This is a genomic window from Curtobacterium sp. A7_M15 (assembly GCF_030705415.1).
Taxonomy (GTDB): domain Bacteria; phylum Actinomycetota; class Actinomycetes; order Actinomycetales; family Microbacteriaceae; genus Curtobacterium.
This window is the reverse complement of sequence record NZ_JAUZED010000048.1, coordinates 1-26,764: the sequence shown is the minus strand read 5'-3', so window position 1 is coordinate 26,764 and position 26,764 is coordinate 1. Positions and strand designations below refer to the sequence as shown.

The following is a 26,764-nucleotide window of genomic DNA, read 5'->3' as shown; positions in this document are numbered from 1 at the left end:
CGCGCGGCGCCCAGGTCGCGCGAAGCGCCGCTCGCCGCCAGGACAAGCGACACCTCGTGCGACCTCGGCACGCCGCGCTCGTCCGCCAGCGCGCCGAGCGGGACGGAAAGCGCCCGCTCGCGGCCCCGGCCCCGCGCGGAACGCGCTACGCCGCGCGGATGCGGTCGAGCGCGCGCTGCAGGTCGTCCGGGTACTCCGCCGAGTACGACACCCACGAACCCGTGCGCGGGTGCTCGAACCCGAGCCGGACGGCGTCGAGCCACTGCCGGGTGAGCCCGAGCTCCTCTGCCAGCACCGGGTCCGCCCCGTACATCGTGTCGCCCACGAGCGGGTGCCGGGTTGCCGCCATGTGCACCCGGATCTGGTGGGTGCGCCCGGTCTCGAGGTGCACCTCGAGCAGGGTCGCCGAGCGGAAGGCCTCGAGGGTCTCGTAGTGCGTCACGCTCGGCTTGCCGTCGGCCGTGACCGCGAACTTCCAGTCGCTCGAGGGGTGTCGGCCGATCGGCGCGTCGATCGTGCCGGACGTCGGGTCGGGGTGCCCCTGCGCGAGGGCGTGGTAGACCTTGTCGACCGTGCGCTCCTTGAACGCCCGCTTCAGGTGCGTGTAGGCGAGCTCGGTCTTGGCGACGACCATGAGCCCGGACGTGCCGACGTCGAGCCGGTGCACGATGCCCGCGCGTTCGGCAGCGCCGGAGGTCGCGATCGTGAAGCCCGCGGCGGCGAGCCCGCCGGGGACGGTCGGTCCGTCCCACCCGGGCGAGGGGTGCGCGGCGACGCCGACCGGCTTGTCGACGACGACGATGTCATCGTCGTCGTGCACGATCGTCATGCCGGGCACCTCGACCGGGACGATCCGGGGCGCTTCCTTCGGCGTCCACTCGACCTGGAGCCACGAGTCGGCGTGCAGCCGGTCGGACTTGTCCACCGTCACGCCGTCGACCGTCACACCACCGGCAGCGACGACCTCGGCCGCGAACGACCGGCTGAACCCGAGGAGCTTCGCGATGGCGGCGTCGACACGCTCACCGGCGAGCCCGTCCGGGACGGGCAGCGAACGACTCTCGCTCACGTCGCGTCGTGCCCGAGGGAGTCCCGCCCGTCACGCGGCGCGCGCGGGTCGTCGACGAGCGGCCTGGAGGCGCGACTCACGTCCGCATCGGAGGCGGCGGTCGACGCGGCGGACCCGTCGGCGCGCCGCTGCTGCTTCGCGGAGAGCGCGCGGGTGCCGTCGAGGTTCACCCCGAGGATCACCAGCAGGACGAAGATCACCATGCTGATGCAGATGAACGAGTCGGCGATGTTGTAGATCGCCGGCATCATCCACGGCGTCGAGATGAAGTCCACCACGTGGCCGCGGCCGAAGCCGGGCTCACGGAACAGCCGGTCGAGCAGGTTGCCGAGCGCCCCGCCGAGGAGCATGCCGAGCACGAGCGCCCACCACATCGACCGGATCCGCCGGGCGAACACGATGATCGCGACGACCACGGCCGTCGAGACGATCGAGAACACCCACGTCATGTTCACCGCGAACGAGAACGCGGCGCCGGGGTTCCGCACGTAGAGCAGCTGCAGGGCGTTCCCGAGGACGGGGACGACGGTGCCGTACGGCAGGTTGGCGACGACGAGCGCCTTCACGCCCTGGTCGAGCGCCACCACGACGACAGCGGCGAAGGCCAGTGCCGCGATCGCGCGGACACTGACCTTCGCTCGTGATGCTGGTCGCGACAACGTCAGTTGCCGAAGCCCTGCGCCGAAGCCGGCGCCGGGGTGAGCCCGGACTGCTCGGTGCCCGAGCCGTCGAGCTCGTTGAGCTGACCCTGAATGTAGCTCTTGAGCTGGGCACGGTAGTCGCGCTCGAACGTGCGGAGCTCGTCGATCTTGCCCTCGAGCTGGCGCTGCTCCTGCTCGAGCACCGCGACACGCTGACGGTTCGTGTTCTCGGTGTCCGCGATGATCTGGCGCTGCTTGGCCTCGGCCTCGGAGACGAGGCGGGCTGCCTGCGCGGTGCCCTCGGCGATGAGGGCGTCGCGCTTCTCGACGCCTTCGCGGACGTGCTCCTCGTGGAGACGACGTGCGAGCGTCAGGAGGTTCGTGGTGCCCTCGGTGTCCTCGTCCGGCGAGACCGTTGCGGCTGCGGGGGCAGCGGCGGCGACCGGCGCGGGCTCCGGAGCGGCGGCGACGGGGGCCGGCTCGGGCTCGGGGGTCGGCGCGGGCTGCTGCTCGGCCTGCTCGTCCGTGGCCGGCTTCGGCGCGGACTCGGCCGCCTGCAGGCGCTGACGGAGCTCGTCGTTCTCGGCCGTCAGGCGACGGAGCTCGACGACGACCTCGTCGAGGAAGTCGTCGACCTCGTCCTGGTCGTAGCCCTCGCGGAACTTCGTCGGCTGGAACCGCTTGTTGACTACGTCTTCCGGCGTCAAAGCCATTGCCGTCACCTCAATAGAACTGCTGAACGTGTGGAACCGTCTCGGTGCGACCGAATGTACCAGTCGCGCCGAACGGTGCGGATGCCACGCCGGGGCGAGCATCGGGTCCCGACCACCGTACACCGATGGCGGCCGCGAACCGTGACCGCGCCCTGGGCGTGGCGCGTGTCGTGTCCTTGCTAGTTGGCGAACACGGGGATGAGCAGGGCGATCACGAACCGGATGATGATCGCCAGCAGGAGCACGATCGTCCAACCGAAGTCGAGGGCCACGGGCCCCATGCGCATCGGCGGGAGGACCCGGCGGACCGCCCGGATCGGCGGGTCCGTCACGGTGTAGACCACGTCGGCGACGACGAGGAGTGCTCCGCGCGGCCGCCATGACCGGTTGAACTGCTGGACGATGTCGAGGACGAACCGCCCCCACAGCACGAGGATGTACAGCAGGAGGAGGTAGTACAGGATCGTGAGGATCGCGGTCACGATGGGGCTCGCTCAGCTCGGGTGCGGACCGTCGTGCGACGAGCCGCACGGGGCGGGTGGGCCTGAGGGACTCAGGACTGGGCGAAGAAGGACGCCTCGATGTCGGACTCTACCTCAGGCGCCTCACCGCTCACTGCGACGTGCGCCGGCGACAGCAGGAACACCTTGTTCGTGACGCGCTCGATCTTGCCGTAAAGGCCGAGCGACAGCCCGGACGCGAAGTCGATCATGCGGCGGGCGTCGGCCTCGGTCATCTGCGAGAGGTTGATGATGACGGGGATGCCGTCGCGGAAGCTCTCGGCGATGGACTGGGCGTCCTTGTACTCGCGGGGGTGGACGGTGAGGATCTCGTTCATTTCCTTGACCGGTGCTGCCTTCTGTGCGGACGTGTGCGAGCGGCGGAGCGGGGTGACCTGGGCGCCGCGCTGGTGGGTGTGCGCCTTGGGCTCGGCGGCGACGGGCGCCACCGGTGCCGCGGCGGGCGCGGGGGTCTCGGAGGCGACCGGAGCGGGCGCGGGGGCGGGAGCCGAGGCGGCCTGCTGTCGCGCGGGCTGCTGCTGCGGCTGCTCGTCCTCGTACTCGAGTTCCTCGTCGGCGAGGCCCAGGTAGACCATCGTCTTCTTCAGCGGGTTGGCCATGGTTCCTCCGGAGGTCGGTGCTCGTGGATGCCCTTGCAACGAGGCTAGGGCGCGACCGGACGATTTCCCGTGATTGCGGTCCCGATCCGCAGGTGTGTCGCGCCCTCGAGCACGGCGTCGGCGTAGTCGCCGCTCATCCCGGCCGAGATGTCCGTCGCGGTCGCCTCGAGCGACACCACCCGGTCGGAGATCCCCCGGAGCCGGGCGAACGCGCGACGCGGCTCCTCGTCGAGGGGTGCGACGGCCATCACGCCACGGAGTCGGATCGTGCCGGTCGCGAGCACCCGCTCGACCATGGCCTCGACGGCGTCGGGTCGGACACCACCGCGGTCCGGGTCCTCCGTCAGGTTGACCTGCACGAAGCCGTCGATCACCGTCGGCTCGGGTTCGGCGTCGGTCGGTGCGAACGCGTCCACCACGGACTCGCGGTCGAGGGACTGCACGACGTGCGCGTACCGCCGCACCTGCCGGGCCTTCTTCGACTGCAGCTGCCCGACGAAGTGCCAGGTCAGGGGCAGCTCGGCGAGCTCGGCGGCCTTCGCCTGCGCCTCCTGGTGCCGGTTCTCCCCCACGTCCGTCACGCCGAGCGCGGCGAGCTCGCGGACGAGCGACGCCGGATGGAACTTCGTGACGACGACGAGCGTGAGCTCGTCGGCCGTGCGCCCTGCGGCCCGCGCCGCGTCGGCGATGCCGCTCCTGACGGACGCGAGACGCGCCTCCAGTCCGTCGTCTGGTGACGAGGAGGACGGGAGGCGCGGGTCGTCTGACAACGCTCGTTACTTCAGGAAGTCGGGGACGTCGAGCTCGTCGTCATCGTCGTCGAACGCCGGGTCGGCCGCGCGCTGCGCGGGCGCCTCGTGCTCCTGCGACGCCCACGACGGGGTCGACGAGGACGAGTCCTCGATCGCGCCGGTCGCACCTGCGGACGCCACCGGGACGGTCGCGCCGGCCTCGGGGTCGACCCAGCTGGAGCGTCGCTCCTTCTGCTGCGAGGTGGGCTCGCCACCGTCGAAGCCCGCGGCGATGACGGTCACGCGGACCTCGTCGCCGAGCGTGTCGTCGATGACCGCACCGAAGATGATGTTCGCCTCGGGGTGGACTGCCTCTTGGACGAGACGGGCGGCGTCGTTGATCTCGAAGATGCCGAGGTTCGAGCCACCCTGGATCGAGAGCAGGACGCCGTGCGCCCCGTCGATCGAGGCCTCGAGCAGCGGGCTCGCGACGGCCAGCTCGGCCGCCTTGATCGCCCGGTCTGCTCCCCGCGAGGACCCGATGCCCATGAGCGCCGATCCGGCACCCTGCATGACCGACTTCACGTCGGCGAAGTCGAGGTTGATGAGGCCCGGGGTCGTGATGAGGTCGGTGATGCCCTGGACACCGGCGAGGAGCACCTGGTCGGCCGTGGCGAACGCCTCGACCATCGAGATGCCGCGGTCGCTGATCTCGAGCAGACGGTCGTTCGGCACGACGATGAGCGTGTCGACCTCGTCCTTGAGACCGGCGACACCGTTCTCGGCCTGCGACTGCCGACGCTTGCCCTCGAAGCTGAACGGCTTCGTGACGACACCGATGGTGAGCGCGCCGATCGACTTCGCGATGCGGGCGACCACGGGCGCACCACCCGTCCCGGTCCCACCGCCCTCACCGGCGGTGACGAACACCATGTCGGCACCGGCGAGGGCCTCTTCGATCTCCTCGGCGTGGTCCTCGGCGGCGCGACGGCCGACCTCGGGGTCTGCGCCGGCACCGAGACCGCGGGTGATCTCGCGGCCCACGTCGAGCTTGACGTCGGCGTCGCTCAGGAGCAGCGCCTGTGCGTCGGTGTTGATCGCGATGAACTCCACCCCGCGGAGGCCGAGCTCGATCATCCGGTTGACGGCGTTCACGCCGCCGCCGCCGACGCCGACGACCTTGATGACGGCGAGGTAGTTGTGGTTCGTGGTCACGTCAGTCAGGCCTCCGGTCGAACCCTCAACCTCTACTTGAAGTTCAGGGGCATTGCTGGTAGATGTGGTGCTGGCTCCGACGCTACGGGTGCGCTCCGGGCGCTGTCGCCCCGCCACGCCGCGTGTCGTGCGATTCCGCGTCGACTTCCGCTACTTCTTCGCGCGGATGACGCCGTTGTCCGGCGCGCTGACGTCGTACTCGACGACGACGCCGGGGTTCCTGGCCGCGTGGTCCTTCACGAGGGCGGCGAGGAGTGCCGCCTTCGCGTCGGACTGCTCGGGGTTCCCCCAGACGACGGTCGAGCCGTCCTTGAGGGTCAGCGTGACGTCGTCGGCCGTCGAGCCCTTCACGCTCGTCACCTGCTGCCGCACGGTCGACGGGAGCGCGAGCACGACCTCGGTCATCGTGCGGAACTCCGACGAGCCGAGCTTCGCGTGGCCGATGTCCGCGACGGGCATGTTCGTCGGCTGCTTCGGCGAGGACTGGACGACGATCCCGGCCGGGTCGACGAGGTCGAAGGACTTCCCCGACTGCACCGCGACGACCGGGGTGCGCTCGGTCACCGTCACCACCAGGGTGTGCGGCGGGGCCTCTTCGGTGACGTAGCTCTCGATGAGCGGGAAGCCGGCGATGTCCTTCTTGATGGCGCCGAAGTCGAGCCGCGCGAGCGGGGTGCCGATCTGGTCGGAGAGCGCCTGCCGGAGCTGGGTCTCGTCGACGCGGTTGGTGCCCTTGATCTCGATGGTCTGCAGCGCCATCAGCGGCGAGAACACGGCGACGAGGATCGAGACCCCGAACACCAGGAAGATGCTCGCGGCGGTGATCCACGCGGCGCGACGGTGGCGGCTGCGACGCGTGAATCGACGGACCTCCGCACGCTCCAGCAGACGACGCCGACGCTTGGCGACCCGGGCCTCGCGCGCGGTCTCGGCCGCACGGACACCGGCACCGATCGGGCGCTCGGAGCCGTGTCCGTCCGCGTCGTGCAGGTCGGTGAGTCGGGCGAACCGCTCGGCGTCGCGACGCTCGGCCTCCGGATCGTGGTGGTCCTCGTCGGGCGTGTACTCCCGCAGCCGTCCGGCGACGGACGACAGGCCGGCGCCGAGACGACGTCCCGCCGCCCCGGCGAGTGCGCCGGCGCGGTCGCGGGCCGACGTCGTCGACGCGTCGTCGGCAGTGGCGGTGACCGCTTCGCCCACCGGTTCGTCGGTGGCGGGGTCGAGCCGCGCCTCCTGGGCCTCCGGCTCCGGCTCGCGGGACGGACGCCGCGGCATCAGCGGGGTACGACGCTGCCGCGGCGCGCTCGCGCCGTCGGCAGCTGCGTCCGGCCGCGCCGGACGCTCGTCGAACCCCTCCGGACGCTTCACCGGGACAGCGCCCCGTCACCGTGGAGGGCGCTGAGCACCTGCGGGATGATGCGGTACACGTCGCCGCAGCTGAGGGTCATGATGATGTCGCCGTCGCGCGCGACCGCTGCCGCGCGCGCCGAGGCCTCGTCCCAGTCCGGCAGGAACTCGACGCGCGACTGGTCCACGAAACGCTCCTGCACGAGGGCGCCGGTGACACCGGGCTCCGGGTCCTCCCGGGCGCCGTAGACGTCGAGGACGACGGTGTGGTCGGCGAGCTCCTCGTAGACCTTCGCGAAGTCGCCGGCCATCAGGCGCGTCCGCGAGTACAGGTGCGGCTGGTGGATCGCGATGATCCGGCCGTCGCCCACCACGTTCCGTGCGGCCTTGAGCGCCGCAGCCACCTCGGTCGGGTGGTGTGCGTAGTCGTCGTAGACCGAGACCCCGCGCTCGACACCGTGCAGCTCGAAGCGACGCTGAGTCCCACCGAACGCCTCGATGCCACGGATCGCGTCCTCGGCGGAGACGCCGAGACCGGTGAGGACCGCGAAGGCGCCCACGGCGTTGATCGCGTTGTGGCGACCGGGGACGCGGAGCGTGAGGTGGTGCGCCTCGCCCGCGGCGCGGAAGTCGACCTCGACCCCGGCGGACTCGGTGATGCCCTCGATCCGGACGTCGGCGTCCGCGGCCTCGCCGAAGGTGACGATCTCGGGGGCGTCCTCGCGGGCGCGGATCCCGGCCGTGACCGCCTTCGCGCCGGCGTCGTCGCTGGAGATGACGACGCGCTCGCTCGCCTTCGCGGCGAACTCGACGAAGGCCTCGGTGAAGGCCTCCTCGCTGCCGTAGTGGTCGAGGTGGTCGGCGTCGACGTTCGTGATGAGTGCGACCGCGACGTCGTAGAGCAGGAACGACCCGTCGGACTCGTCGGCCTCGACGACGAACAGGTCGCTCGACCCGGACGCCGAGCTCGTCCCGAGGGACTGGATGACCCCGCCGTTGACGAAGCTCGGGTCCAGCCCGAGCTCGACGAGCGCGGTGACGATCATGCCGGTCGAGGTGGTCTTGCCGTGCGCACCGGCCACCGCGACGAGCCGGTGCTCGGCGATGAGGGCCGCGAGGGCCTGCGACCGGTGCAGGACCGGCAGGCCGCGGCGCTGGGCCTCGAGGAGTTCCGGGTTGTCCGGCCAGAGCGCGCTCGTCACGACGATGGTGTCCGCGTCGCCGACGTTCGCGGCGTTGTGCCCGATGTGCACCTCGGCGCCGAGGTCGCGCATGGTGGCGGTGGTCGCGGTCTCACGGGAGTCGCTGCCGGTCACCCGGTGGCCGGCGGCGAGGAAGAGCCGGGCGATGCCGCTCATGCCGGAGCCGCCGATGCCGACGAAGTGGACCGTGCCGAGGTCGTCGGGGATCGGCTGGGTCAGGTCCGGCTTGATGGTCATCGTTCCTCCGTGGTGCTGGTGCCGGGGTCCGTCGGGCTGGTGCCTGGCTCGGCCGGGCTGGTGCCTGGCTCGGCCGGGCTGGTGCCGGGGTCCGTCGGGCTCGTGTCGGGCGTCGCCGGGCTGGTGCCTGGCTCGGCCGGGCCCTTCGCCGGGTGCCGCGCCGCGTCGAGGACGAGGTCGGTCATCCGGTCGGCCCCGTCGCGGTGCCCGACGCTGCCCGCGCGCACGGTCATGTCGGCGATGCGTGCCCGGTCCTGCAGCAGGTTCAGGAGCTGGAACGTCACCCAGTCCTCGTCGAATTCCGCGTCGGCCACGAGGACCGCTCCCCCGGCGTCGACGACGTCCTTCGCGTTGTGCCGCTGCTCGCCGTTGCCGACAGGGTACGGCACGAGGACGCTCGGCAGCCCCACGGCGGTCAGCTCGCAGACCATGCCGGCGCCGGCGCGCGAGACCACGAAGTCGCTTGCGGCGTACGCCAGGTCCATCCGGTCGCAGTAGGGCAGCACGTGGTAGCCGTCGAGGTCGCTCGGACCGATGTCGGACTTCCCGCCGACGACGTGCAGCACCTGCCAGCCGGCGCCGACGATGGTCGCGGCACTCCGGTTGACCGTACGGTTGATGCTCCGCGCGCCGGAGGAGCCGCCCGTCACGAGCAGCACCGGCCGGGCAGGGTCGAGACCGAACTCGGCGAGGCCCGCAGGCCGGCTCGCACGACGGTCGAGCGACTCGACCTCCCGGCGCAGCGGCATGCCGACGACCCGACCGTGGCGGAGCCGGGTGTTCGAGAACGTGACGCCGACGTGGTCGGTGAGGAACGCCGCCAGTCGGTTCGCCAGGCCGGGCTTCGCGTTCTGCTCGTGCACGACGATCGGGGTGCCGGTGCGGCGCGCGGCGATGTAGGCGGGGGCCGCCGCGTAGCCCCCGACACCGAGGACGACGTCGACCCCGCGGTCGCGGATGATCTGCTCGACGCGACGCACCGCACCGAGGAACCCACCGGGGAACCGGAGGGCCGCGGCGTTCGGCTTGCGCGGGAACGGCAGGCGCGGGATGGTCAGCAGCTCGTAGCCCCGCATCGGGACCAGCCGGGACTCGAGGCCCTCGGCGGTGCCCAGCACGAGCACCTCTGCTCGGGGCTCCCGTTCGGTCAACCGGTCGGCGACCGCGAGCAGCGGGTTGACGTGACCGGCGGTGCCGCCGCCGGCGAAGAGGTACGTGGTCACCGGAGTGTTCCGTTCGTGGTGCTGCGGCCGACCGCGCCGGTGGGCAGGGTCGGTCCGTTCCGGCCGGGCAGGTCGCGCGCGAACGACAGCACGACGCCGATGGCGGCGAGGGTCATGATGAGCGCGGAACCGCCGGCCGAGATGAGTGGGAGGGGGACGCCGAGGACGGGCAGGAGCCCGAGGACCACGGCGATGTTGACGAGTGCCTGGCCGATGATCCAGGCGAGGACGCCGCCGGTGACCGTCTTCACGAACGGGTCGTTCGACTGGCGGATCACCTTGATCATCGAGATGGCGAGCACGACGAAGAGCGCGAGCACGACGACGGCGCCGACGAGCCCGAGCTCCTCGCCGATGATCGCGAAGATGTAGTCGTTGTCGGCCTCCGGGAGCCAGGACCACTTGGCCTTGGAGTTGCCGAGGCCCACGCCGAACACCCCGCCGGAAGCAAGCGCCCACATGCCGTGCACCGGCTGCCAGCAGAGGTCCTGGTACTGGCTCGTGTCCGAGCAGCCGGAGAGCCAGGCGCTGATGCGGGACTGCCGGGAGCTCGACGCCATCGTGACGAAGGGCAGCAGCACGGCGAGTGCGACGACCCCGACGAGCAGGTGCTTCGCCCGGGCACCGCCGACGTAGAGCGCGCCGAACACCAGGATGAGCATGATCATCGCGGTGCCCTGGTCGCCACCGACGAGGACCAGCCCGATCGACCCGAGCGACGCGATGCCGATCGGGACGAAGACCTCTTTCCAGTCGTCGAGCTTCTCGCGCTTGACGTACATGATCGCGCCGATGCCGAGCACGAGTGCGAGCTTGAGGATCTCGGACGGCTGCGCGGTGAACGAGCCGACACGGATCCAGTTCCGGTTGCCCTGGATCGAGTAGCCGAGCGGGGTCAGGACGACGAGGGCCTGCACGACGAGACCGACACCGACGATCCACATCGCCCACTTGCGCCAGAACCGGGCGGGCAGACGCGAGGCGATCAGCATGAGCGGCACGCCGAGCACGGCGTAGAGGCCCTGACGCGAGGCCGCGCCGAAGAAGTCGTGCGTCGCGGCGTACTGCTCCACGCTGGACGAGGAGAGCACCATGACGACGCCGAAGACGACGAGGAAGAGCGTGACGCCCAGGATCGTGTAGAAGGTGCTCGACTCGGCGACGAAGACGTTCTTGACGGCCACGACCGCGCCGTTGTGGCGACGGGCCGGTGCGTGCGGTCGGCTGGGGGCCGCCCCGCCGCTACGGCTGTTCGGGAGATCCGTCGTCGCCATCGGGGCTTCCTCCCAGGTGCTCGTGGACCGCCGCCGCGAATCGACGGCCCCGGTCCGCGTAGGAGCCGAACTGGTCGAACGACGCCGCGGCCGGGGCGAGGAGGACCGTGTCGCCCGGCCTCGCGACCGATGCGGCATGCCGGACCGCCTCGGGCATGACCAGATCAGTGTCCGTTGCCTCGACCTGCAGCACCGGGACCCCGGGCGCGTGTCGCGCGAATGCCTCGAGGACGGGGCCGCGATCGGTCCCGATCACCACGACGCCGCGGACGTCGGGCCCGAAGCGCTCGACGAGTCCGTCGATGTCGACGCCCTTGAACAGTCCCCCGACGATCCAGACCACCTTGTCGAACGCGGCCAGCGACGCCGTCGCCGCGTGCGGGTTCGTCGCCTTCGAGTCGTCCACCCAGGTGACGCCCTCGGCGGTGGCCACCAGCTCGGTGCGGTGGTGGTCGGCGCGGAACCCCTGCACCGCCGAACGGATGGCGCTCGGCTCGACAGCGGCCGCGCGTGCCAGCGCGGCGGCGGCGAGCACGTTCATCGTCATGTGCGGGCTGGCGAGCCCGGCGGCCTCGAGGTCGGCGACGGTCGCGAGCTCGAGCGCGCTGTTCCGTCGGTCGTCGGTGAAGGCGCGGTCGCAGAGGACGTCCTCGACGACGCCGACGTCACCCGGAGCGGGGATGCCCGGTCCGAACCCCACGGCGCGGCACCCCTCGACCACGTCGGCGTCCTCGACCATGCGGCGGGTGACGTCGTCCGTGGTGTTGTACACGCAGGCGAGCACCGTGCGCTCGTACACCTTCGCCTTCGCGGCGCGGTAGGCCTCGGCGGAGCCGTGCCACTCGAGGTGGTCGTCGGCGATGTTCAGGCACGCGCTCGCCAGCGGCACGACGGCGCCGTCCCCGGTCGTCGGCATGTAGTGCAGCTGGTGGCTGGAGAGCTCGACGACGAGGACGTCGTAGCCGTCCGGGTCGCGCACGACGTCGAGGACGGGCACGCCGATGTTGCCGCAGGCCACCGCTCGCAGTCCGCCGGCCTCGAACATCGCCGTCGTGAGCTGCGTCGTGGTGGTCTTGCCGTTGGTGCCGGTGATGGTCACCCAGGGCGCGGCGATCGGCCCCCGCACGACCTTGTCGCGGACGCGCCAGGCGAGCTCGATGTCACCCCAGACGACGCTGTTCGCCACGGCCCACCGCACGGTCGCGTTGTGCGGCGGCAGGCCCGGTGACACGACGACGACGTCCGGAGCCTGCGTCTCGAGGGCGGCGGGCACCGAGTCGAGCGGGGCCTGCACGAACCGTGCGCCGATGACGTCGAGCAGCTCGACGCTGTCCGACGGGGCGTCGGTCGAGTACACCGTCACCGCGCTGCCGAGCTCGACGAGGGTGTCCGCCACCGAGAACCCGGTCGCACCGAGACCGAGGACGGCGACGTTCAGCCCCTTCCAGCCCTCGGCGTACCAGCTGTCGAGGCCTTCCAGGCGAGCGTCAACCAACTCGGGCGATCCATTCCAGGTAGAAGAGTCCGACACCGGCGGCGACGCAGAGTCCCGCGATGATCCAGAACCGGACGACGACGGTCACCTCGGCCCACCCCTTCAACTCGAAGTGGTGGTGCAGCGGACTCATCCGGAAGATCCGCTTGCCGTGGGTGATCTTGAAGTACGCCCGCTGCAGGATGACCGAGCCGGTGACGATGAAGAACAGGCCGCCGATGAGGACGAGCAGGAGCTCGGTGCGGCTGAGGATGGCGAGCCCGGCCAGCGCGCCGCCGAGGCCGAGGGACCCCGTGTCGCCGAGGAAGATCTGCGCGGGCGACGTGTTGTACCAGAGGAAGCCGATCAGACCGCCGCAGACCGCCGCCGCGACGACCGCGAGGTCGAGCGGGTTGGTCACGGTGTAGCAGGCGTGCGCGGTGCTGGCGTCGAGACGGGCACCACCGCAGATCTGGTTCGACTGCCAGAAGCCGATGATCACGTACGAGCCGATGGCCAGGATGCTCGACCCGGTCGCGAGGCCGTCGAGCCCGTCCGCCACGTTCACGCCGTTCGACGTCGAGACCGTCAGCAGGACGATCCACGCCAGGAACAGGACGGTGCCGATCACGGTGCCGAGCGCCATGAAGTCCAGCCACGGGATGTCCCGGATGGCCGACACCATGGTCGACGCCGGGGGCTTGCCGTTGCCGGACGGGACGACGAGCGCCACGGTCGCGAAGATCACGCCGACGATGACCTGGCCGAGGACCTTCGCCCAGCCGCCGAGCCCGAGGCTCCGCTGACGACGGACCTTGAGGAAGTCGTCGATGAACCCGACGAACCCGAGGCCGACCATCAGGAACAGCACGAGCAGACCGGACAGCGTGACCGAGTCACGGCCGACCAGGTGGCCGACGAAGTAGCCCAGCACCGCGCCGATGATGAGGACGATGCCGCCCATCGTGGCCGTGCCGCGCTTGGTGTGGTGCGACTGCGGGCCGTCGTCGCGGATGAACTGACCCCAGCCGAGGCGGTGGAACAGCTTGATGAACAGCGGGGTGAGCAGCAGTGTGAACACCAGCGACACGGCGCCGGCGATCAGGAGGGCGATCATTCGGTGACACCTCCGAGGCGGTCGCCGAGGAATCGCAGTTCGGCGGACTTCGAGGACTTGACGAGGACCACGTCGCCGGGGCGGAGCATGTCCTGCAGTGAGTGGACGGCGTCGTCGACGTCCTCGATGAACACGGACTCGCCGTCCCACGATCCCTCGAGGGTGGCGGCCTGGTGGATGGGCAGCGCGCCGCGGCCGACGACCACGAGCTGTCCGATGCCGAGACGGACGACGAGCCGCCCGATGCGGTCGTGCTCCTCCGTCGAGAACTCGCCGAGCTCGGCCATCTCGCCGAGGACGGCGACGGTCCGCTCCCCCGGGCGCACGATCTGCGCCAGGGTCCGGAGCGCAGCGGCGGTCGAGTCGGGCGATGCGTTGTACGCGTCGTTGATCACGGTGACGCCGTCGGGCCCGCCGGTCAGGAGCTCCATCCGCCAGCGCTCGGCGCGCGTCATCGACGCGAGCGCCGCGGCGCCCGCGGCCAGGGGGACGCCCCACAGGTGGGCGACCGTGAGCGCGGCGGACGCGTTCATCGCGTGGTGCTCACCCAGGATCGCGAGCTGCACGTCGACGCGATCCGCGCCTCCAGTGCGTCCTGGAGGCGCGGCGAGCGTGAAGCGGGTGCCGTTGCGGTCCGTCTCGATGCCGCTGATGCGGTAGTCGGCCCCCGCGGACGTGCCGAAGCCGACGACGTGGGCGGCCGTCAGGTCGCGCATGGCCGCGACGCGGTCGTCGTCGACGTTGAGGAGCGCGGTGGCGGTCGCGGGCAGGTCGGTGACCATCTCGGACTTCGCGCGCTGCGTGAACTCGATGCCGCCGAACTCACCGGCGTGCGCGAGGCCCACCTTGAGGACGACGCCGACGTCCGGTTCGGCGATCGAGACGAGCTTCGCGATGTGGCCGATGCCGCTCGCGCCCATCTCGACGACCAGGTACCGGGTGTCCTCGGTGATGCGGAGCATCGAGATCGGCGCGCCGACGTGGTTGTTGAACGACCCCTGCGGCGCGACGGTCTCACCGTGCTGCTCGAGGATCGTGCGGAGCATGTTCTTCGTGCTCGTCTTGCCGTTCGAACCGGTGATCCCGACGACACGCAGCGGTGCAGGACGGCCGTCGGCGTCGACACGGTCGGCGCTCGACATCCGGACCCGCGTGACGACCTCGTGCGCGAGCGCGGCGAGGGCGTCGTACCCGTCCGCGACGACGATCTGCGGCGCGGTGGTGTCTACGCGCTCGGGCGTGACGACCAGCGCGGCACCGGCCTCGGTCGCGGCCGGGACGAAGCGGCGGCCGTCCGTGACCTCACCGGGGAGCGCGAAGAACACGCTGCCCGGACGGACCAGGCGCGAGTCGGTCTCGACGGAGCCGTCCACGACGAGGTCGCCCTGGTCGGCCACGTCGGTCGCCTGGGCACCCGGGATCAGCTCGCCGTCGACCGCGCGGGCGATCTCGGCGAGGGTCATGGAGATCATCGGAGGTCCTCGGCGGGGCCGGAGTTCGGTTCCCAGCCGGCCTCACGGAGGGCCTGGCGGGCTTCGTCACGAGCCGAGTACGGCGTGCGGACGCCCTGGATGTCGCGGTAGTCCTGGTGTCCCGGGCCGGCCCAGAGGATCGAGTCGCCCTCGCCGACCAGGCTCACCGCGGTGCGGATCGCTGCCTCTGGCGGGCTGACCTCGTGGAGCTCGTGCTCGGGGAACGCTTCGCGCGCGGCGTCGACGAGGGTCTTCCGGATCGACGCGGCGTCCTCGAAGCGCGGGTGGTGGTCGGTGATGACGAGGATGTCGGAGCCCGCGGCGGCCACGCGGGCCATGTCCCCGCGCTTCGTCTTGTCGCGGTCGCCGTCCGCACCGAAGAGCATGAGGACCTTGCCGGGGGTGAACTGCCGGACGGCCGCGAGGGTGTTCTCGAAGGCGTCGGCACTGTGACCGAAGTCGACGTAGACGCTCGGGCCACGGTTGCCCGAGACACGCTCGGTGCGACCGGGCAGGTAGCACTCGATGGCGCTCGTGCCCTGTCCGCGTTCTTCGCGTTCGTCCTCGTCGGGGTACCGCCGGTGGTTCGTCTCGAGCGCCTGGGCGATCGCGCCGAGCTCGAAACCGCCCTCGACGAGCATGACGATCGCCAGCGCGGCGTTCGCGGCCATGTGCCAACCGATGAGCGGCACACGGGTGGTGAGCTCGCGGCCCTCGGGACCGGTCAGGCGGAACTCGGTGTAGGCGGCGTGTGCCTCGACGATGTCCACGTGCCACTCGGCCTCGACGTCGGGGTGGACGGTGATGGTCGTGACCGGGATGCGGGAGTCCTGCACCACGCGGTGGCCCCAGTCCGTGTCCAGCGAGACGACGCCGCGACGGGCGTGCTCGGGCTGGAACAGCGGGAGCTTCGCCTGGTAGTACTCCTCCATGTCGGCGTAGTCGTCGAGGTGGTCGTGCGACAGGTTGGTGAAGGCCGCGACGTCGAAGACGATGCCGTCCACGCGGTGTCGGCTGAGCGCCTGGGCGCTCACCTCGACGGCGACCGCGCGCACCTCGCTCTCGCGCATCCGTGCGAGCAGGGCGTGCATCTCGCTCGCCTCGGGCGTGGTCAGGCGGCTCGTGACGCTGAGGGTGCCGATGTGCCGCTCGGCCGTCGAGCTCAGGCCCGTGACGAGCCCGAGCTGCTTGAGGATTCCCTCGAGGATGTAGGACGTGCTCGTCTTGCCGTTCGTGCCGGTGACGGCGAAGAGCTGGGGCAGGTCGGTGGCCTCGTCCGGGTGGGTGCGGTAGACCCAGGCGGACACGTCGCCGAGCGCCGCGCGGGGGTCGTCGACGACGAGGACCGGCAGACCGGCCGCCTCGGCGTGCTCCACGCCGGCGTCGTCGGTCAGGACCGCGACCGCACCGCGCTCGGCGGCCTCTGCGGAGAACTCCGCGCCGTGCCGGTTCGCGCCGTGCACGCCGACGAAGACGTCACCCGGCTGGACCTCGGCGGCACTCAGCGTGACGCCGGTCGTCTCGACGGCGTCGACCGAGCCGACGACTCGCAGACCGAACGCGTTCGCGAGTTCGGCCACGGCCCTCGGGGTCGGGTGTTCGGGTCGGAGGACCGGGGGGATCCGTGCGGACAAGTGCTCCTTCTTCCTCACCACGTGGTCGGGTAGGTCTTCGCCGGCGTCGTGGAGGGGGCTACTCGGTACTTCTCGAGCACCTGGGACATGAGAGTTCGGAACGCCGGAGCCGCTCCGCTGGACCACTTGTTGGCCTGCGGCTTCGTGAACGTCACCGTGACAACATACTGGGGGTCCTCGGCGGGTGCCATTCCGGCCACCGAGGTGATGCGCTGCCCGCCGTAGCCCTTCGACCCCTCGGCGACCTCGGCGGTACCCGTCTTGGCGGCGATGTTGTAGCCGGAGATCGGCTTCATCCCCACCAGGGTGCCGCCGGTGACCACGCTCTGCAGCATGTCCGTGACCTGCGTCGCCGCGCTCGCGGACACGACGCGCGTCGGCTGCACGTCGGGCGCGTCGATCGTCTTGCCGTCCGCCGTCTGGCAGCCCTTGACGAGGTGCAGCGGGATCCGGACACCGTCGTTCGCGAGGGTCTGGAAGATGCTCGCGACCTGGATCGCGGTCGTCGAGATGCCCTGGCCGAACATCGAGTTGATGTTCGTCTGCTCGTCCCACTTCGGGCTCGTGCCGTAGTCCATCGACGGCTGACCGGGGTACTCGATGGCCGACTCCGGCTCGAACAGCCCGAACTTCTGCATGTAGTCGTACCGCTGCTGGGCGGTCAGCCGCTCCCCGAGCTCGGTGATGCCGACGTTCGAGGAGTTCTGCAGGATGCCCGTGAGCGTGAGGTTCTCGGTGTCGTGGAACTCGGAGTCGTGGATCGACCCGCCCCACGGGAAGGAGCGCGTGTACGGCACGACGGCCTTGTCGGTCGGGCTCGACTTGCCCTGGTCGATCAGGGCCGCGGCGATGGCGGCCTTGATGGTCGACCCGGGCTCGTAGGTGGCCGTGAGTGCTCGCGAACCGAACGCGCCCTTGTCGGTCGTCCCGTCCACGTTGTTCGGGTCGACCGTCGGGTAGTCCGCGACGGCCAGGAGCTCGCCGGTCTTCACGCTCGTGACGGTCGCGGTCGCCGACTCGGCCTGCAGGGACTTCGCCGCGGACGCGATGGTCTGCTCCGCCATGTACTGCAGGTCGCTGTCGATGGTGGTCTCGACCGTCCCGCCGTCCTTGGCCTCCTTCGTGGTCACGGTGCTGCCGGGCAGCTGGACCCCGTCGGACCCGCGCTCGTAGGTCTCGGAGCCGTTCGACCCCGCCAGGCACTTGTCGTAGGCGTACTCGAGGCCGGCCTGTGCACCGTCGGTCCCCATGAAGCCCGTGATGTTGCCGGCCGTGGCACCGGTCGGGTACACCCGTGACGCCTGCTGCTCCTTGTAGATCCAGGGGATGTCGAGCGCCGTCACCGCCTCGTAGTGCTTCACGTCGAGGCCCTTGACCAGGTAGGCGAAGTCGGAGCGGGGATCGGCCGCGATGTTCTTCCGCATCGTCGCGACGTCACCGCCCGACGCCTTCGCGAGTGCGGCCAGCGCCTGGTCGACGGTGACGTCCTTCACCCGGGTACCGCCGAGCTTGCCCTCGAACTGCTTCACCAGGCGCGGCGCGGTCGTGATGTTGTACCGCGTGACGCTGTCGGCGAGCTCGGTCCCGTTGCGGTCGACGATCGACCCGCGGGTGCCGTAGATCGTGACCGGGATGCTCCGCTTCTCCTTCGACAGCTCGTTGAGCGCGGCGGCCTGGACCACCTGGATGTCGACGAGACGGACCACGAACACCGCCACGAGGGCGATCACGGCGATCATCACGACGCTGTAGCGGAGTCGTCGGCTGCGGATCGTCTTCGTCACGCGGTGCGGTCCTTCCCGGGGTGGAGCGGTCGTGCGGCAGGGCCCCCGGCCCGCAGGTCACCGGGTGGTGGGTGCCTGGAGCTGGTTCGGGTCGGACTCTACGTCGGTGGTCGAGGAAGCCCCGGCCGACGCGCTGGCGCCTGTGGTCTTCCCAGCGTCGGCCGCCGTGTCCTTCGACTCGGTGCCGGTCGTCGACCCGGTCTCCTTGCTGGTGGAGGTGTCGCCCTGCTTCGCTGCGAGGGGCACACCGTCCAGGAGCGAGTTCGGGACCTGGTTCGACGTCGCCGCGGTGGCCTCGTCCGCGACCGCCGGGGTGGGCGTGCCGTACACGCGGCCGGTCTTCGGGTCGAGGTACACCGGCGTCGAGTTCGCGATCATGCCGAGCGCCTGCGCGTTGCAGGCGAGGTTCTGCGGCGAGTCGAGCACCCGGAGTTCCTCGGACAGCGACTGCTGCGTGCGGGAGAGGTTCGTCTGCTCCGCGCTGAGGGAGTTCAGGGTGTACGCGCCCTGGCTGAGCACCATGCTGATGCCGAGCTGGGCGAGGAGCAGCACCCCGAGGGCGGCCACCGCCACCACCGCGTACGCGATGCGGGGGCGGGCCCGGCGCTGGGCCTTCGTCGGGGTGACCTCGACGAGCTCCGGCCGGCTCTGCCGCGTGGGGCGCGGGGCACGGGACGGGACGACGGCGGGGTCGACGAGTGCGAGGTTCGTGCTCATGTCACTTCCGGATCCGCTCGGCCGCGCGCAGGCGCACGGGGGTTGCTCGTGGGTTGGCGGCGCGCTCGGCCTCGTCGGCCAGTTCGGCGCCCTTGACGACCAGTTGGTAGGTCGGCCGGTGCTCGGGCAGCTCGACCGGCAGGCCGGCGGGCGCGCTGGACTTCGTGCGGCTCGCGAGTTCGCGCTTCACGATGCGGTCCTCGAGCGACTGGTACGCCTCGACGACGATGCGTCCGCCGACGGCGATCGATTCGAGTGCCGCCGGGATCGCCCGCTCGAGCACGCTCAACTCGGCGTTCACCTCGATGCGGAGCGCCTGGAACACGCGCTTCGCGGGGTGCCCCTGGCGCTGGATCGCCACCGGGGTCGCGTCGTGGAGCACCTGCACGAGATCGCCCGACATCGCGAACGGCTTCGTCGCGCGTCGCTCGACGATCGCCCGGGCGTAGCGTCCGGCGAGCTTCTCCTCGCCGTAACGCTGGAAGATCCGGCGCAGCTCGGCCTCGTCGTAGGTCGCGAGGACGTCGGCGGCGGTCTGTCCCTCGGTCCGGTCCATGCGCATGTCGAGCGGCGCGTCCTGGCTGTACGCGAAGCCACGCTCGGCCCGGTCGAGCTGCAGGGAGCTGACGCCGAGGTCGAACAGCACGCCGTCGACCTCGTCGAAGCCCTCGCCCTCGATCGCCTCGACGATGCCGTCGTAGACCGTGTGCACCAGGCGGACGCGGTCACCGAAGCGGGCGAGCCGCTCCCCCGCGATGCCGAGGGCGTCGGTGTCGCGGTCGAGCCCGATGAGCGTCAGCTCCGGGAAGCGCTCGAGCAGCCCCTCGGAGTGGCCGCCCATGCCGAGCGTCGCGTCGACCACGACCTTGCCGGGCCCCTCGAGCGTCGGCGTGAACAGCTCGACGATGCGCTCGAGCATCACCGGCGTGTGCGGGAAGCGTTCCGGTTCGTCCAGTCCTGCCATCTCGGCCCCTGTGTCCTTCCGGGCCGCGGGTCCGGATCCCCATCCATGCGACCTGACGTCGGGGAAGTGACGTCAGGGGTGCACGGCTGGGAGTCCCGATCCGCGGATCAGAAGATCCCCGGGATCACCTCCTCGTCGTTGTCGGCGAAGCCCTCTTCGACTTCGGCGTAGTAGGCCTCCCACGCGGGGGTCGACCAGATCTCGGCACGGTCACCGGAGCCGATGACCGTCAGGTCCCGCTCGAGCCCCGCGTACTCACGGAGGTTCTGCGGGATGGTGACGCGGTTCTGCTTGTCGGGCTGCTCCGCGCTCGCTCCGGAGAGGAACAGGCGCATGTAGTCCCGGGTGCGCTTCGAGGTCATCGGTGCGGTGCGGATGCGTTCGTGCAGTTGCTCGAACGTGTCCGCACTGAAGACGACGACGCAGCGCTCCTGCCCGCGGGTCATCACGAGCCCCCCGGACAGTTCGTCCCGGAACTTGGCGGGGAGGATCACGCGACCCTTCTCGTCGAGCTTCGGGGCGTGGGTACCGAGCAGCACGTCGGGCCTCCCCTCCGCTCCACCGGACCGTTGCGTACCCCACTTTACTCCACTCCCCTCCCCGAGACGCGGAAATCATTCGCGAAACCGCCGTCGTGACCTGTTTTGGGGCCGAGCGAGCCGCTCGCGGTGCGGTCGCGCGTGCACACATGCCCGGATCCACGGGGATCGACGCGCGAATGGAGGGATGTGGAGCGCGTGGAGGAAAGTGGAGGACTTCCACAGCTCCGGCGCGCGCTGCGCCCCGCCGAGCGGGCGAAATCGGCGATTCGGTCGCACGGGCAGCCCCGCCGAGCGGGCGAAACCGGTCGCCGCGCGGCGACGAGCGTGACGTACATCGCCCGCTCGGTGAAGGGGCGGCAGCGTGTCGCGCCCGCTCAGCACGCACCTGCGGGACGGGAGGCGCGGTGCGGCGCCGACCCGCGCCTCCCGCCCGGCGCGACGACCGCGCCCCGCAAGCCCCCGGCGAGGTTGCACGACTCGCCGCGCGTTCGACGCCGAGGTCGCAAGAACTGCCGCTCCCAGCGCCGAGGCACGGCACTTTTCGGGACCTCGGCGCGCCCGCCCACCCCCGGACACACGAAACGGGGCCGGCCCCGAAGGACCGACCCCGTGGAGGAGTGTGGAGGGCCGCTAGCCCTGGTTGTCGTTCCGCTTGTCCCAGCGGTCGTTCATGCGGTCCATGAAGGACCCGCCGCCACCCTGGCTGGGCCGCGAGGCTCCGCCCGACGACGGCTTGCCGGCCCGAGGCGCCTTCGCCTTGGGGGCTCGCATGCCGGGACGCAGCGCGAAGAGGACCCCGGCCAGCATCACGACGAAGCCGAGGATCCCGATGAGCGGCTGGCGCATGACCAACCCGACGATGACGATGGCGACGCCGGCGAGTGCTCCGAGGACCCCGAGCGTGATCGACGTGTACGTCGGGCGACCCTGGCGACGCGTGACACGCGCGACGAAGTCGGAGTCATTCTGGTAGAGGCTGCGCTCCATCTCTTCGAGGAGTCGCTGCTCTTGCTCCGAGAGTGGCATCTTTGTTCCCTCTGTTCCTGGGATCGACGCGTGGTTGAGGTGGATCGAGTGTACGACCCGACCGCTCCACTAGGGTAGGGAGTGTGGCTGAGAGTACGCGATTAGTGGACCTCGTGTCGGCGCGGATCGACCGGGCGCTGGACGACCAACGCGAACGGCTCGCCGCGATCAGTCCGGACCTGGCTCCGTTCGACCAGTACGCGCGGGATCTCCTGTCCGGCGGCAAGCGGTTCCGGGCCCTGTTCTGCTACTGGGGATGGCAGTCCGTCGCGGGTCGTTCGGGTTCGTTCGACCCGCTCGGTGAGGGCTCCCGGCAGACCACTGCCGAGGCGATCGTCACGGTCGCGGCCGCGCTCGAGATCTTCCACGCCGCCGCGCTCGTCCACGACGACATCATGGACCGTTCGGACACCCGTCGCGGGCGTCCGGCGGCGCACCGTCGGTTCGAGGCCCTCCACGAGGAGTCGGGCTGGGTCGGCGACCGCCCGCTCTACGGCACGAACTCCGCCCTGCTGCTCGGCGACCTCCTGCTCTCGCTCAGCGACGCCGTCTTCGACGAGGGGCTCGCCCTGCTCGACCCGGCCAGGGGCCGCATCGTCCGCCAGGAGTTCCACACCATGCGCCTCGACGTCACGGCGGGGCAGTACCTCGACGTGCACGAGGAGACCGCATGGCCCACCATCGACGAGGACGAGCACCTCGTCCGGGCACAGCGCGTGATCGTCTTCAAGTCGGCGAAGTACTCGGTCGAGGCTCCGCTCGTGATCGGCGCCCTCGTGGCCGGGGCGTCCGACGCGCAGCTCGAGGGGCTCCGGGCGTTCGGCCTCCCCCTCGGCGTGGCCTACCAGCTCCGCGACGACATGCTCGGCGTCTTCGGTGACCCCGAGGTCACGGGCAAGCCCGCCGGCGACGACCTGCGCGAGGGCAAACGCACGGTCCTCATCGCCTCGGCCCGCAAGGCACTGCCGAGTGGTCCGCGCCAGTTGCTCGACGAGCTCCTGGGCGACCCGGACCTCGACGCGGCGCAGGTGCAGATGCTCCGTGCGACGCTCACCGAGTCCGGTGCGGTCGCCGCCGTCGAGCGGTCGATCGACCGGCACGTGCAGCGCGCCAAGGCCGCGATCGAGGCGGCACCGCTGACGCCGTCGGCGCGTGAGCAGCTCGTCGCGCTGGCCGACACGGTCAGCCGCCGCTCCGCGTAGTCACCCCCGCCTCCGGGGCCGGAGCGGTGGACGCCACCGCCTGCAGGTCAGGAGGCACGGCGCCAGCCGGCACCGCGCCTCCTGGACCGGAGACGGGAACCGCTAGAGCAGCGACTGGGCGATGCGACGCACCTCGGCCTTGCGGCCGGCACGCAGCGCGGCGATGGGCGAGGTGCCGATCGCGTCGTCGACGGAGAGCATCCAGCGGACGGCCTCGTCGTCGGTGAAGCCGTTGTCGGAGAGGACGATGAGCGTCCCGCGGAGTTCCGGCAGCGGCTCGGTGTCCTCGAGGAACTCGCTCGGCACGCGGAGCACACCGTCGATCCGCGCGGCCAACAGCGTCTTCTGCTCGAAGAGTCGGTGGATGCGCCCGGGGCTGACCCCGAGCAGGTCCACCAGGTCGGGGACGGTCAGCCATCGCTCGGAGAGGGTCGTGTCGTCGATGGGTGCAGCACTCACGGCCCCCATGTTGCCAGAGTGCGGCGGGCCGGAGCACCGACTCGTCTGTCACGTTCGTCACACACGCAACATCCGACTCTCTGGTTGACTTGGGAATCACGCCATGCCAGCGTGGGAACACCTGTGAGTGCGCACGCACGTGCAACGGCTCACCGCTCGAACAGGAGACACCGTGGACAACGCTGCAGACGAAGACGCCCGGCGCGCACGATCCGCCCGGTTCGCGACCGTGCCCATCGTCCTCGCGGGGACGATCGCGGTGACCGCCGGCCTCACCGGCCCGGTCGCCCACGCCGAACCACGCCACGACGACGACAACCGCAACAAGCGCCACGTCGACGAGGACCGCGCGGTGACCGATCGCCCGGTCTTCGAGACCGCGGTCGCGCGACCGGCGCAGTCCACGGCGACCACGGTCGCCGCCGTCTCCACGAAGGCACCCGCCACGGCCGCGCCCACGAGCTACACCGTCCGCCAGGGAGACACCGTGTCGGGCATCGCCGCCCGGTACGGCCTGTCCGCGCAGGAGGTCCTCGTGCGCAACGGCCTCGGCTGGAACACGATCATCCACCCCGGGCAGACGCTGCACCTCTCCTCGACGCCCGCGGTGCGCACGGCGTCGGCGACGACCTCGGCCACGGGCAGCTACCACGTCAAGCAGGGCGACACAGTGTCCGGCATCGCCTCGAGGGTCGGTGTGTCGACCACGGCCCTCCTCAGCGCGAACAAGCTCTCCCAGCGCTCGGTGATCTACCCCGGGCAGACGCTGCGGGTGCCCACCGCGGGTGCGACGGCGGCGCCGGTCGCGGCTGTCGCGTCCGCTCCGACATCCGCCTCCGGCAGCGCGTCGTCGGCGAGGGCCGGCAGCGTGACGATCGGGACGGGTGACACCATCGCCTCGATCGCGGCCGCGCACGGTGTGACGGTCTCGGCGCTCCTCTCGGCGAACGGGCTCACCTACACGAGCACGATCTACGCGGGCAAGACCCTCGTCCTGCCCTCGTCGGGTCCCTCGCTCTCCGCCGAGCAGCGGGGCAACGCGGCGACCATCGTGGCCGTCGGGCGTTCCCTCGGGGTGTCCGACCACGGGATCGTGATCGCCCTCGCCGCCGCGATGCAGGAGTCGAGCCTGCGCAACCTCTCGCACGGGGACCGCGACTCGGTCGGGCTGTTCCAGCAGCGGCCGAGTCAGGGCTGGGGGTCCGCTGCGGCCCTCCAGGACCCGGCGACGGCGGCGAAGCGGTTCTTCACCGGCAACCCCGGACACACGCGCGGGCTGCTCGACATCGCCGGGTGGTCGTCGATGAACGTCACGACCGCGGCCCAGGCCGTGCAGGTGTCGGCGTACCCGAAGGCGTACGCGCAGTGGGAGAAGACGGCGCGCAGCCTGCTGGCATCGCTCTGAGCCTCGCCGCCGGATCGTCGCACGCACCCGCGCGCCTGGCCGTTCGGTGGAACCGAGTCATCCGCAAGATCGAGATTCGGTCACGACCGGAGCGTCAGTGCGGGTCCGTGCAGTCCCGATTCGTAGAATGCCGCCGATGACCACCAACGCCGCCACGGATCCGATGATCGGTCGCATGATCGATCACCGGTACCGCGTACGCTCCCGCATCGCGCGCGGGGGCATGGCGACCGTGTACCTGGCGACCGACGTGCGGCTCGAGCGGCGCGTCGCGATCAAGATCATGCACGGACACCTGGCCGACGACCAGGCCTTCCGGGAGCGCTTCATCCAAGAGGCCCGCTCGGCCGCCCGACTCTCCCACCCGAACCTCGTCGGCGTGTACGACCAGGGCGCCGAGGACGACACCGCGTACATCGTCATGGAGTACATCCCGGGCATCACGCTCCGGGACCTCCTGCAGGAGCACCACGCGCTGACGCCGGAGCAGGCGACCGACATCCTCCGGGCGGTCCTCGCCGGACTCGCCTCGGCCCACCGTGCCGGCATCGTGCACCGCGACCTCAAGCCCGAGAACGTCCTGCTCGCCGACGACGGCCGGATCAAGCTCGGTGACTTCGGCCTCGCCCGCGCGACCACCGCGAACACCGCGACCGGAGCGGCGCTGCTCGGGACGATCGCGTACCTCTCGCCCGAGCTCGTCACCCGCGGCGCCGCCGACTCCCGCAGCGACATCTACGCGCTCGGCATCATGCTCTACGAGATGCTCACCGGCGAGCAGCCGTACAAGGGCGAGCAGCCGATGCAGATCGCCTACCAGCACGCGAACGACTCGGTCCCCGCACCGAGCGCCGCCGTCGCCGGTGTCCCACCGGCCCTCGACGACCTCGTCGCCTGGTCCACCGCACGCAACCCGGACGACCGTCCGCGCGACGCCCGCGAGATGCTCGACCACATGTCGGGCGACCAGCAGCGCGCGACCGGGCAGTACCGCACCGCCGTGCTGCGCCCCGAGAACGCGACCGCGATCATCCCGGCCCGCTCCGCCACGCCGACCTCGGCGGACTCGGGCGACGCCACCACCATCCTCGAGCCGCCCCAGCGCCCGTCGGTCCAGCAGACCGGCGGCCGCGGTGGCCGGAACGCTCCCGGTCCCCGTCGGACCGGGTCACAACCGGGGGCGCTCTCCCCCGCCGGACAGCGACTCGCCGACAAGTCCGCCAAGCGCCGGAAGCGCGGCTGGATCGTCCTCGTCGTCTTCCTCGTGCTCCTGGCCATCGCCGGGTCCATCGGGTGGGCGTTCGGTCCCGGGCCGTGGGGCAACGTCCGAATCCCCGAGGTCACGGGCAAGTCCGTCTCACAGGCACGCCAGCTCCTCGAGGCCCAGGGCCTCCACACGGCGCCCGCGACCGCGACCCGGTTCGACGCCGTCGTGGCGAAGGGGCAGGTCTCCACGACCAAGCCCGCGGCCGAGCGCGAGGTCCGCAAGGGCACCTCGGTGCAGATCGTCGTCTCGAACGGCCCGAAGATGATCGCCCTGCCCGCGATCGTCGGGCAGCCCCTCTCCACCGTGACCGCGGCGCTCGACGACGACTTCGAGCTGCAGGACGACCAGTACCAGTTCTCCGCCGACGCGCCGAAGGACACCGTCATCGCCGCGACCGGGCTCGGGACCGACGGCGCGACGATCGACCTCTCGAAGGTCGAGTCGTACGGCGAACGCGGCCCGGTGACCCTCACCGTCTCGCTCGGTGCCGTCCCGGACGTCGTCGGCAAGTCGGTCGCCGACGCCACGGCGACGCTCGACACCGTCGGACTCGTGGTCGGTTCACAGGACGGCCAGTTCAGCGACGAGGTGCCCGAGGGGCAGATCATCTCGGCGACGGCACAGGACGACCCCGTGGTTCGGGGCTCCGCGATCGACGTCGTCGTCTCCAAGGGTCCGGCGCCGATCACGCTGCCCGACGTCCACGGGAAGACGATCAACGACGCCGTCTCGACGCTCGACGCGCTCGGGCTGAAGGTGTCGGTGCCGGACTGCACGAACATCCTGTGCGGCTTCTACGACTGGAAGGCCTCGCTCCCCGTCGAGTCCACCGATCCCGCGGCGGGCACCACGGTGCACCGCGGCGACACGATCACGCTCGCCTACAAGCAGTAGGCGCGCCGACGACGGACGGGAGGCGCGGGGGCCGC

At 71.0% G+C, this 26,764-nt stretch carries 24 protein-coding genes; 3 read left to right on the top strand and 21 right to left on the bottom strand.

The window, feature by feature from the left end; translation table 11 throughout:
* Window positions 1–145: 145 nt before the first annotated feature.
* From Q7F20_RS10490 to Q7F20_RS10395, 20 genes are all read right to left on the bottom strand, one after another.
* Window positions 146–1,069 (bottom strand): RluA family pseudouridine synthase, encoded by a 924-nt coding sequence (locus Q7F20_RS10490; RefSeq protein ID WP_305740034.1) that lies wholly within the window; start codon window positions 1,067–1,069, stop codon window positions 146–148.
* Complete coding sequence (gene lspA, locus Q7F20_RS10485) at window positions 1,066–1,728, bottom strand: signal peptidase II (RefSeq protein ID WP_305740033.1); 663 nt, start codon at window positions 1,726–1,728, stop codon at window positions 1,066–1,068. The genes Q7F20_RS10490 and lspA overlap by 4 nt, the downstream gene beginning before the upstream one ends.
* Before the next feature lie 2 nt (window positions 1,729–1,730).
* A complete protein-coding gene (locus Q7F20_RS10480) occupies window positions 1,731–2,423 on the bottom strand; it encodes a DivIVA domain-containing protein (RefSeq protein WP_305740032.1) in 693 nt (230 codons plus the stop codon).
* A gap of 179 nt (window positions 2,424–2,602) precedes the next feature.
* Window positions 2,603–2,905 (bottom strand): YggT family protein, encoded by a 303-nt coding sequence (locus Q7F20_RS10475; RefSeq protein ID WP_083295315.1) that lies wholly within the window; start codon window positions 2,903–2,905, stop codon window positions 2,603–2,605.
* A gap of 71 nt (window positions 2,906–2,976) precedes the next feature.
* Window positions 2,977–3,543 carry a cell division protein SepF gene (locus Q7F20_RS10470; protein ID WP_305740031.1) on the bottom strand — a complete coding sequence of 189 codons (567 nt, stop codon included), beginning with the start codon at window positions 3,541–3,543 and terminating at the stop codon, window positions 2,977–2,979.
* A 44-nt stretch (window positions 3,544–3,587) separates the two neighbouring features.
* The gene (locus Q7F20_RS10465; RefSeq protein WP_305740030.1) at window positions 3,588–4,313 is read right to left on the bottom strand and encodes a YggS family pyridoxal phosphate-dependent enzyme; all 726 of its coding nucleotides are present in this window, start codon (window positions 4,311–4,313) and stop codon (window positions 3,588–3,590) included.
* A gap of 6 nt (window positions 4,314–4,319) precedes the next feature.
* Window positions 4,320–5,489: a cell division protein FtsZ gene (ftsZ, locus tag Q7F20_RS10460; RefSeq protein ID WP_305740029.1), complete on the bottom strand. Its 1,170-nt coding sequence runs from the start codon at window positions 5,487–5,489 to the stop codon at window positions 4,320–4,322.
* Window positions 5,490–5,639: 150 nt separating this feature from the next.
* On the bottom strand, window positions 5,640–6,857 hold the full coding sequence (locus tag Q7F20_RS10455; RefSeq protein WP_305740028.1) for an FtsQ-type POTRA domain-containing protein: 1,218 nt from the start codon (window positions 6,855–6,857) through the stop codon (window positions 5,640–5,642).
* Window positions 6,854–8,275, bottom strand: a complete 1,422-nt coding sequence (murC, locus tag Q7F20_RS10450) for a UDP-N-acetylmuramate--L-alanine ligase (RefSeq protein ID WP_305740027.1) — start codon at window positions 8,273–8,275, stop codon at window positions 6,854–6,856. Before murC ends, Q7F20_RS10455 begins: the two co-directional genes overlap by 4 nt.
* Window positions 8,272–9,498 (bottom strand): undecaprenyldiphospho-muramoylpentapeptide beta-N-acetylglucosaminyltransferase, encoded by a 1,227-nt coding sequence (gene murG, locus Q7F20_RS10445; RefSeq protein WP_305740026.1) that lies wholly within the window; start codon window positions 9,496–9,498, stop codon window positions 8,272–8,274. Before murG ends, murC begins: the two co-directional genes overlap by 4 nt.
* Entirely contained in the window at window positions 9,495–10,772 is a 1,278-nt protein-coding gene (gene ftsW / locus Q7F20_RS10440) for a putative lipid II flippase FtsW (protein ID WP_305740025.1), read from the bottom strand. Before ftsW ends, murG begins: the two co-directional genes overlap by 4 nt.
* Entirely contained in the window at window positions 10,741–12,267 is a 1,527-nt protein-coding gene (murD, locus tag Q7F20_RS10435) for a UDP-N-acetylmuramoyl-L-alanine--D-glutamate ligase (RefSeq protein WP_305740024.1), read from the bottom strand. Before murD ends, ftsW begins: the two co-directional genes overlap by 32 nt.
* Window positions 12,260–13,363 carry a phospho-N-acetylmuramoyl-pentapeptide-transferase gene (gene mraY / locus Q7F20_RS10430; RefSeq protein ID WP_305740023.1) on the bottom strand — a complete coding sequence of 368 codons (1,104 nt, stop codon included), beginning with the start codon at window positions 13,361–13,363 and terminating at the stop codon, window positions 12,260–12,262. Before mraY ends, murD begins: the two co-directional genes overlap by 8 nt.
* On the bottom strand, window positions 13,360–14,835 hold the full coding sequence (gene murF / locus Q7F20_RS10425) for a UDP-N-acetylmuramoyl-tripeptide--D-alanyl-D-alanine ligase (RefSeq protein WP_305740022.1): 1,476 nt from the start codon (window positions 14,833–14,835) through the stop codon (window positions 13,360–13,362). The genes mraY and murF overlap by 4 nt, the downstream gene beginning before the upstream one ends.
* Entirely contained in the window at window positions 14,832–16,469 is a 1,638-nt protein-coding gene (locus Q7F20_RS10420) for a Mur ligase family protein (protein WP_305740021.1), read from the bottom strand. The genes murF and Q7F20_RS10420 overlap by 4 nt, the downstream gene beginning before the upstream one ends.
* A gap of 14 nt (window positions 16,470–16,483) precedes the next feature.
* Window positions 16,484–18,253: a penicillin-binding protein 2 gene (locus Q7F20_RS10415; RefSeq protein WP_305740020.1), complete on the bottom strand. Its 1,770-nt coding sequence runs from the start codon at window positions 18,251–18,253 to the stop codon at window positions 16,484–16,486.
* A gap of 57 nt (window positions 18,254–18,310) precedes the next feature.
* Window positions 18,311–18,970: a hypothetical protein gene (locus Q7F20_RS10410; protein WP_305740019.1), complete on the bottom strand. Its 660-nt coding sequence runs from the start codon at window positions 18,968–18,970 to the stop codon at window positions 18,311–18,313.
* Between the two features lies 1 nt (window position 18,971).
* Complete coding sequence (rsmH, locus tag Q7F20_RS10405) at window positions 18,972–19,934, bottom strand: 16S rRNA (cytosine(1402)-N(4))-methyltransferase RsmH (RefSeq protein ID WP_305740018.1); 963 nt, start codon at window positions 19,932–19,934, stop codon at window positions 18,972–18,974.
* 107 nt (window positions 19,935–20,041) lie between these two features.
* Window positions 20,042–20,473, bottom strand: coding sequence for a division/cell wall cluster transcriptional repressor MraZ (mraZ, locus tag Q7F20_RS10400; protein ID WP_022906684.1), 432 nt, complete (start codon window positions 20,471–20,473; stop codon window positions 20,042–20,044).
* A gap of 633 nt (window positions 20,474–21,106) precedes the next feature.
* Window positions 21,107–21,502, bottom strand: a complete 396-nt coding sequence (locus Q7F20_RS10395) for a DUF3040 domain-containing protein (RefSeq protein ID WP_305740017.1) — start codon at window positions 21,500–21,502, stop codon at window positions 21,107–21,109.
* A gap of 83 nt (window positions 21,503–21,585) precedes the next feature.
* On the opposite strand from Q7F20_RS10395, the gene Q7F20_RS10390 reads away from it, so the two are divergent.
* Window positions 21,586–22,704, top strand: a complete 1,119-nt coding sequence (locus tag Q7F20_RS10390) for a polyprenyl synthetase family protein (protein WP_305740016.1) — start codon at window positions 21,586–21,588, stop codon at window positions 22,702–22,704.
* A 102-nt stretch (window positions 22,705–22,806) separates the two neighbouring features.
* Here Q7F20_RS10390 and Q7F20_RS10385 read toward each other — a convergent pair whose 3' ends face one another.
* On the bottom strand, window positions 22,807–23,172 hold the full coding sequence (locus tag Q7F20_RS10385; protein WP_305740015.1) for an Rv2175c family DNA-binding protein: 366 nt from the start codon (window positions 23,170–23,172) through the stop codon (window positions 22,807–22,809).
* 163 nt (window positions 23,173–23,335) lie between these two features.
* Here Q7F20_RS10385 and Q7F20_RS10380 point away from each other — a divergent pair, with 163 nt between their 5' ends.
* Window positions 23,336–24,568 carry a LysM peptidoglycan-binding domain-containing protein gene (locus tag Q7F20_RS10380; RefSeq protein WP_305740014.1) on the top strand — a complete coding sequence of 411 codons (1,233 nt, stop codon included), beginning with the start codon at window positions 23,336–23,338 and terminating at the stop codon, window positions 24,566–24,568.
* Window positions 24,569–24,704: 136 nt separating this feature from the next.
* Window positions 24,705–26,729, top strand: coding sequence for a Stk1 family PASTA domain-containing Ser/Thr kinase (pknB, locus tag Q7F20_RS10375; RefSeq protein ID WP_305740013.1), 2,025 nt, complete (start codon window positions 24,705–24,707; stop codon window positions 26,727–26,729).
* Window positions 26,730–26,764 lie beyond the last annotated feature (35 nt).

What these genes read in the sequence shown, in the direction of transcription:
- Q7F20_RS10385 (WP_305740015.1), bottom strand. Translation starts at nt 23,172, where the DNA reads ATGGGGGCCGTGAGTGCTGCACCCATCGACGACACGACCCTCTCCGAG.
- Q7F20_RS10470 (WP_305740031.1), bottom strand. Translation starts at nt 3,543, where the DNA reads ATGGCCAACCCGCTGAAGAAGACGATGGTCTACCTGGGCCTCGCCGAC.
- rsmH (WP_305740018.1), bottom strand. Translation starts at nt 19,934, where the DNA reads ATGGCAGGACTGGACGAACCGGAACGCTTCCCGCACACGCCGGTGATG.
- mraY (WP_305740023.1), bottom strand. Translation starts at nt 13,363, where the DNA reads ATGATCGCCCTCCTGATCGCCGGCGCCGTGTCGCTGGTGTTCACACTG.
- Q7F20_RS10395 (WP_305740017.1), bottom strand. Translation starts at nt 21,502, where the DNA reads ATGCCACTCTCGGAGCAAGAGCAGCGACTCCTCGAAGAGATGGAGCGC.
- pknB (WP_305740013.1), top strand. Translation starts at nt 24,705, where the DNA reads ATGACCACCAACGCCGCCACGGATCCGATGATCGGTCGCATGATCGAT.
- Q7F20_RS10410 (WP_305740019.1), bottom strand. Translation starts at nt 18,970, where the DNA reads ATGAGCACGAACCTCGCACTCGTCGACCCCGCCGTCGTCCCGTCCCGT.
- murF (WP_305740022.1), bottom strand. Translation starts at nt 14,835, where the DNA reads ATGATCTCCATGACCCTCGCCGAGATCGCCCGCGCGGTCGACGGCGAG.
- ftsW (WP_305740025.1), bottom strand. Translation starts at nt 10,772, where the DNA reads ATGGCGACGACGGATCTCCCGAACAGCCGTAGCGGCGGGGCGGCCCCC.
- Q7F20_RS10480 (WP_305740032.1), bottom strand. Translation starts at nt 2,423, where the DNA reads ATGGCTTTGACGCCGGAAGACGTAGTCAACAAGCGGTTCCAGCCGACG.
- murC (WP_305740027.1), bottom strand. Translation starts at nt 8,275, where the DNA reads ATGACCATCAAGCCGGACCTGACCCAGCCGATCCCCGACGACCTCGGC.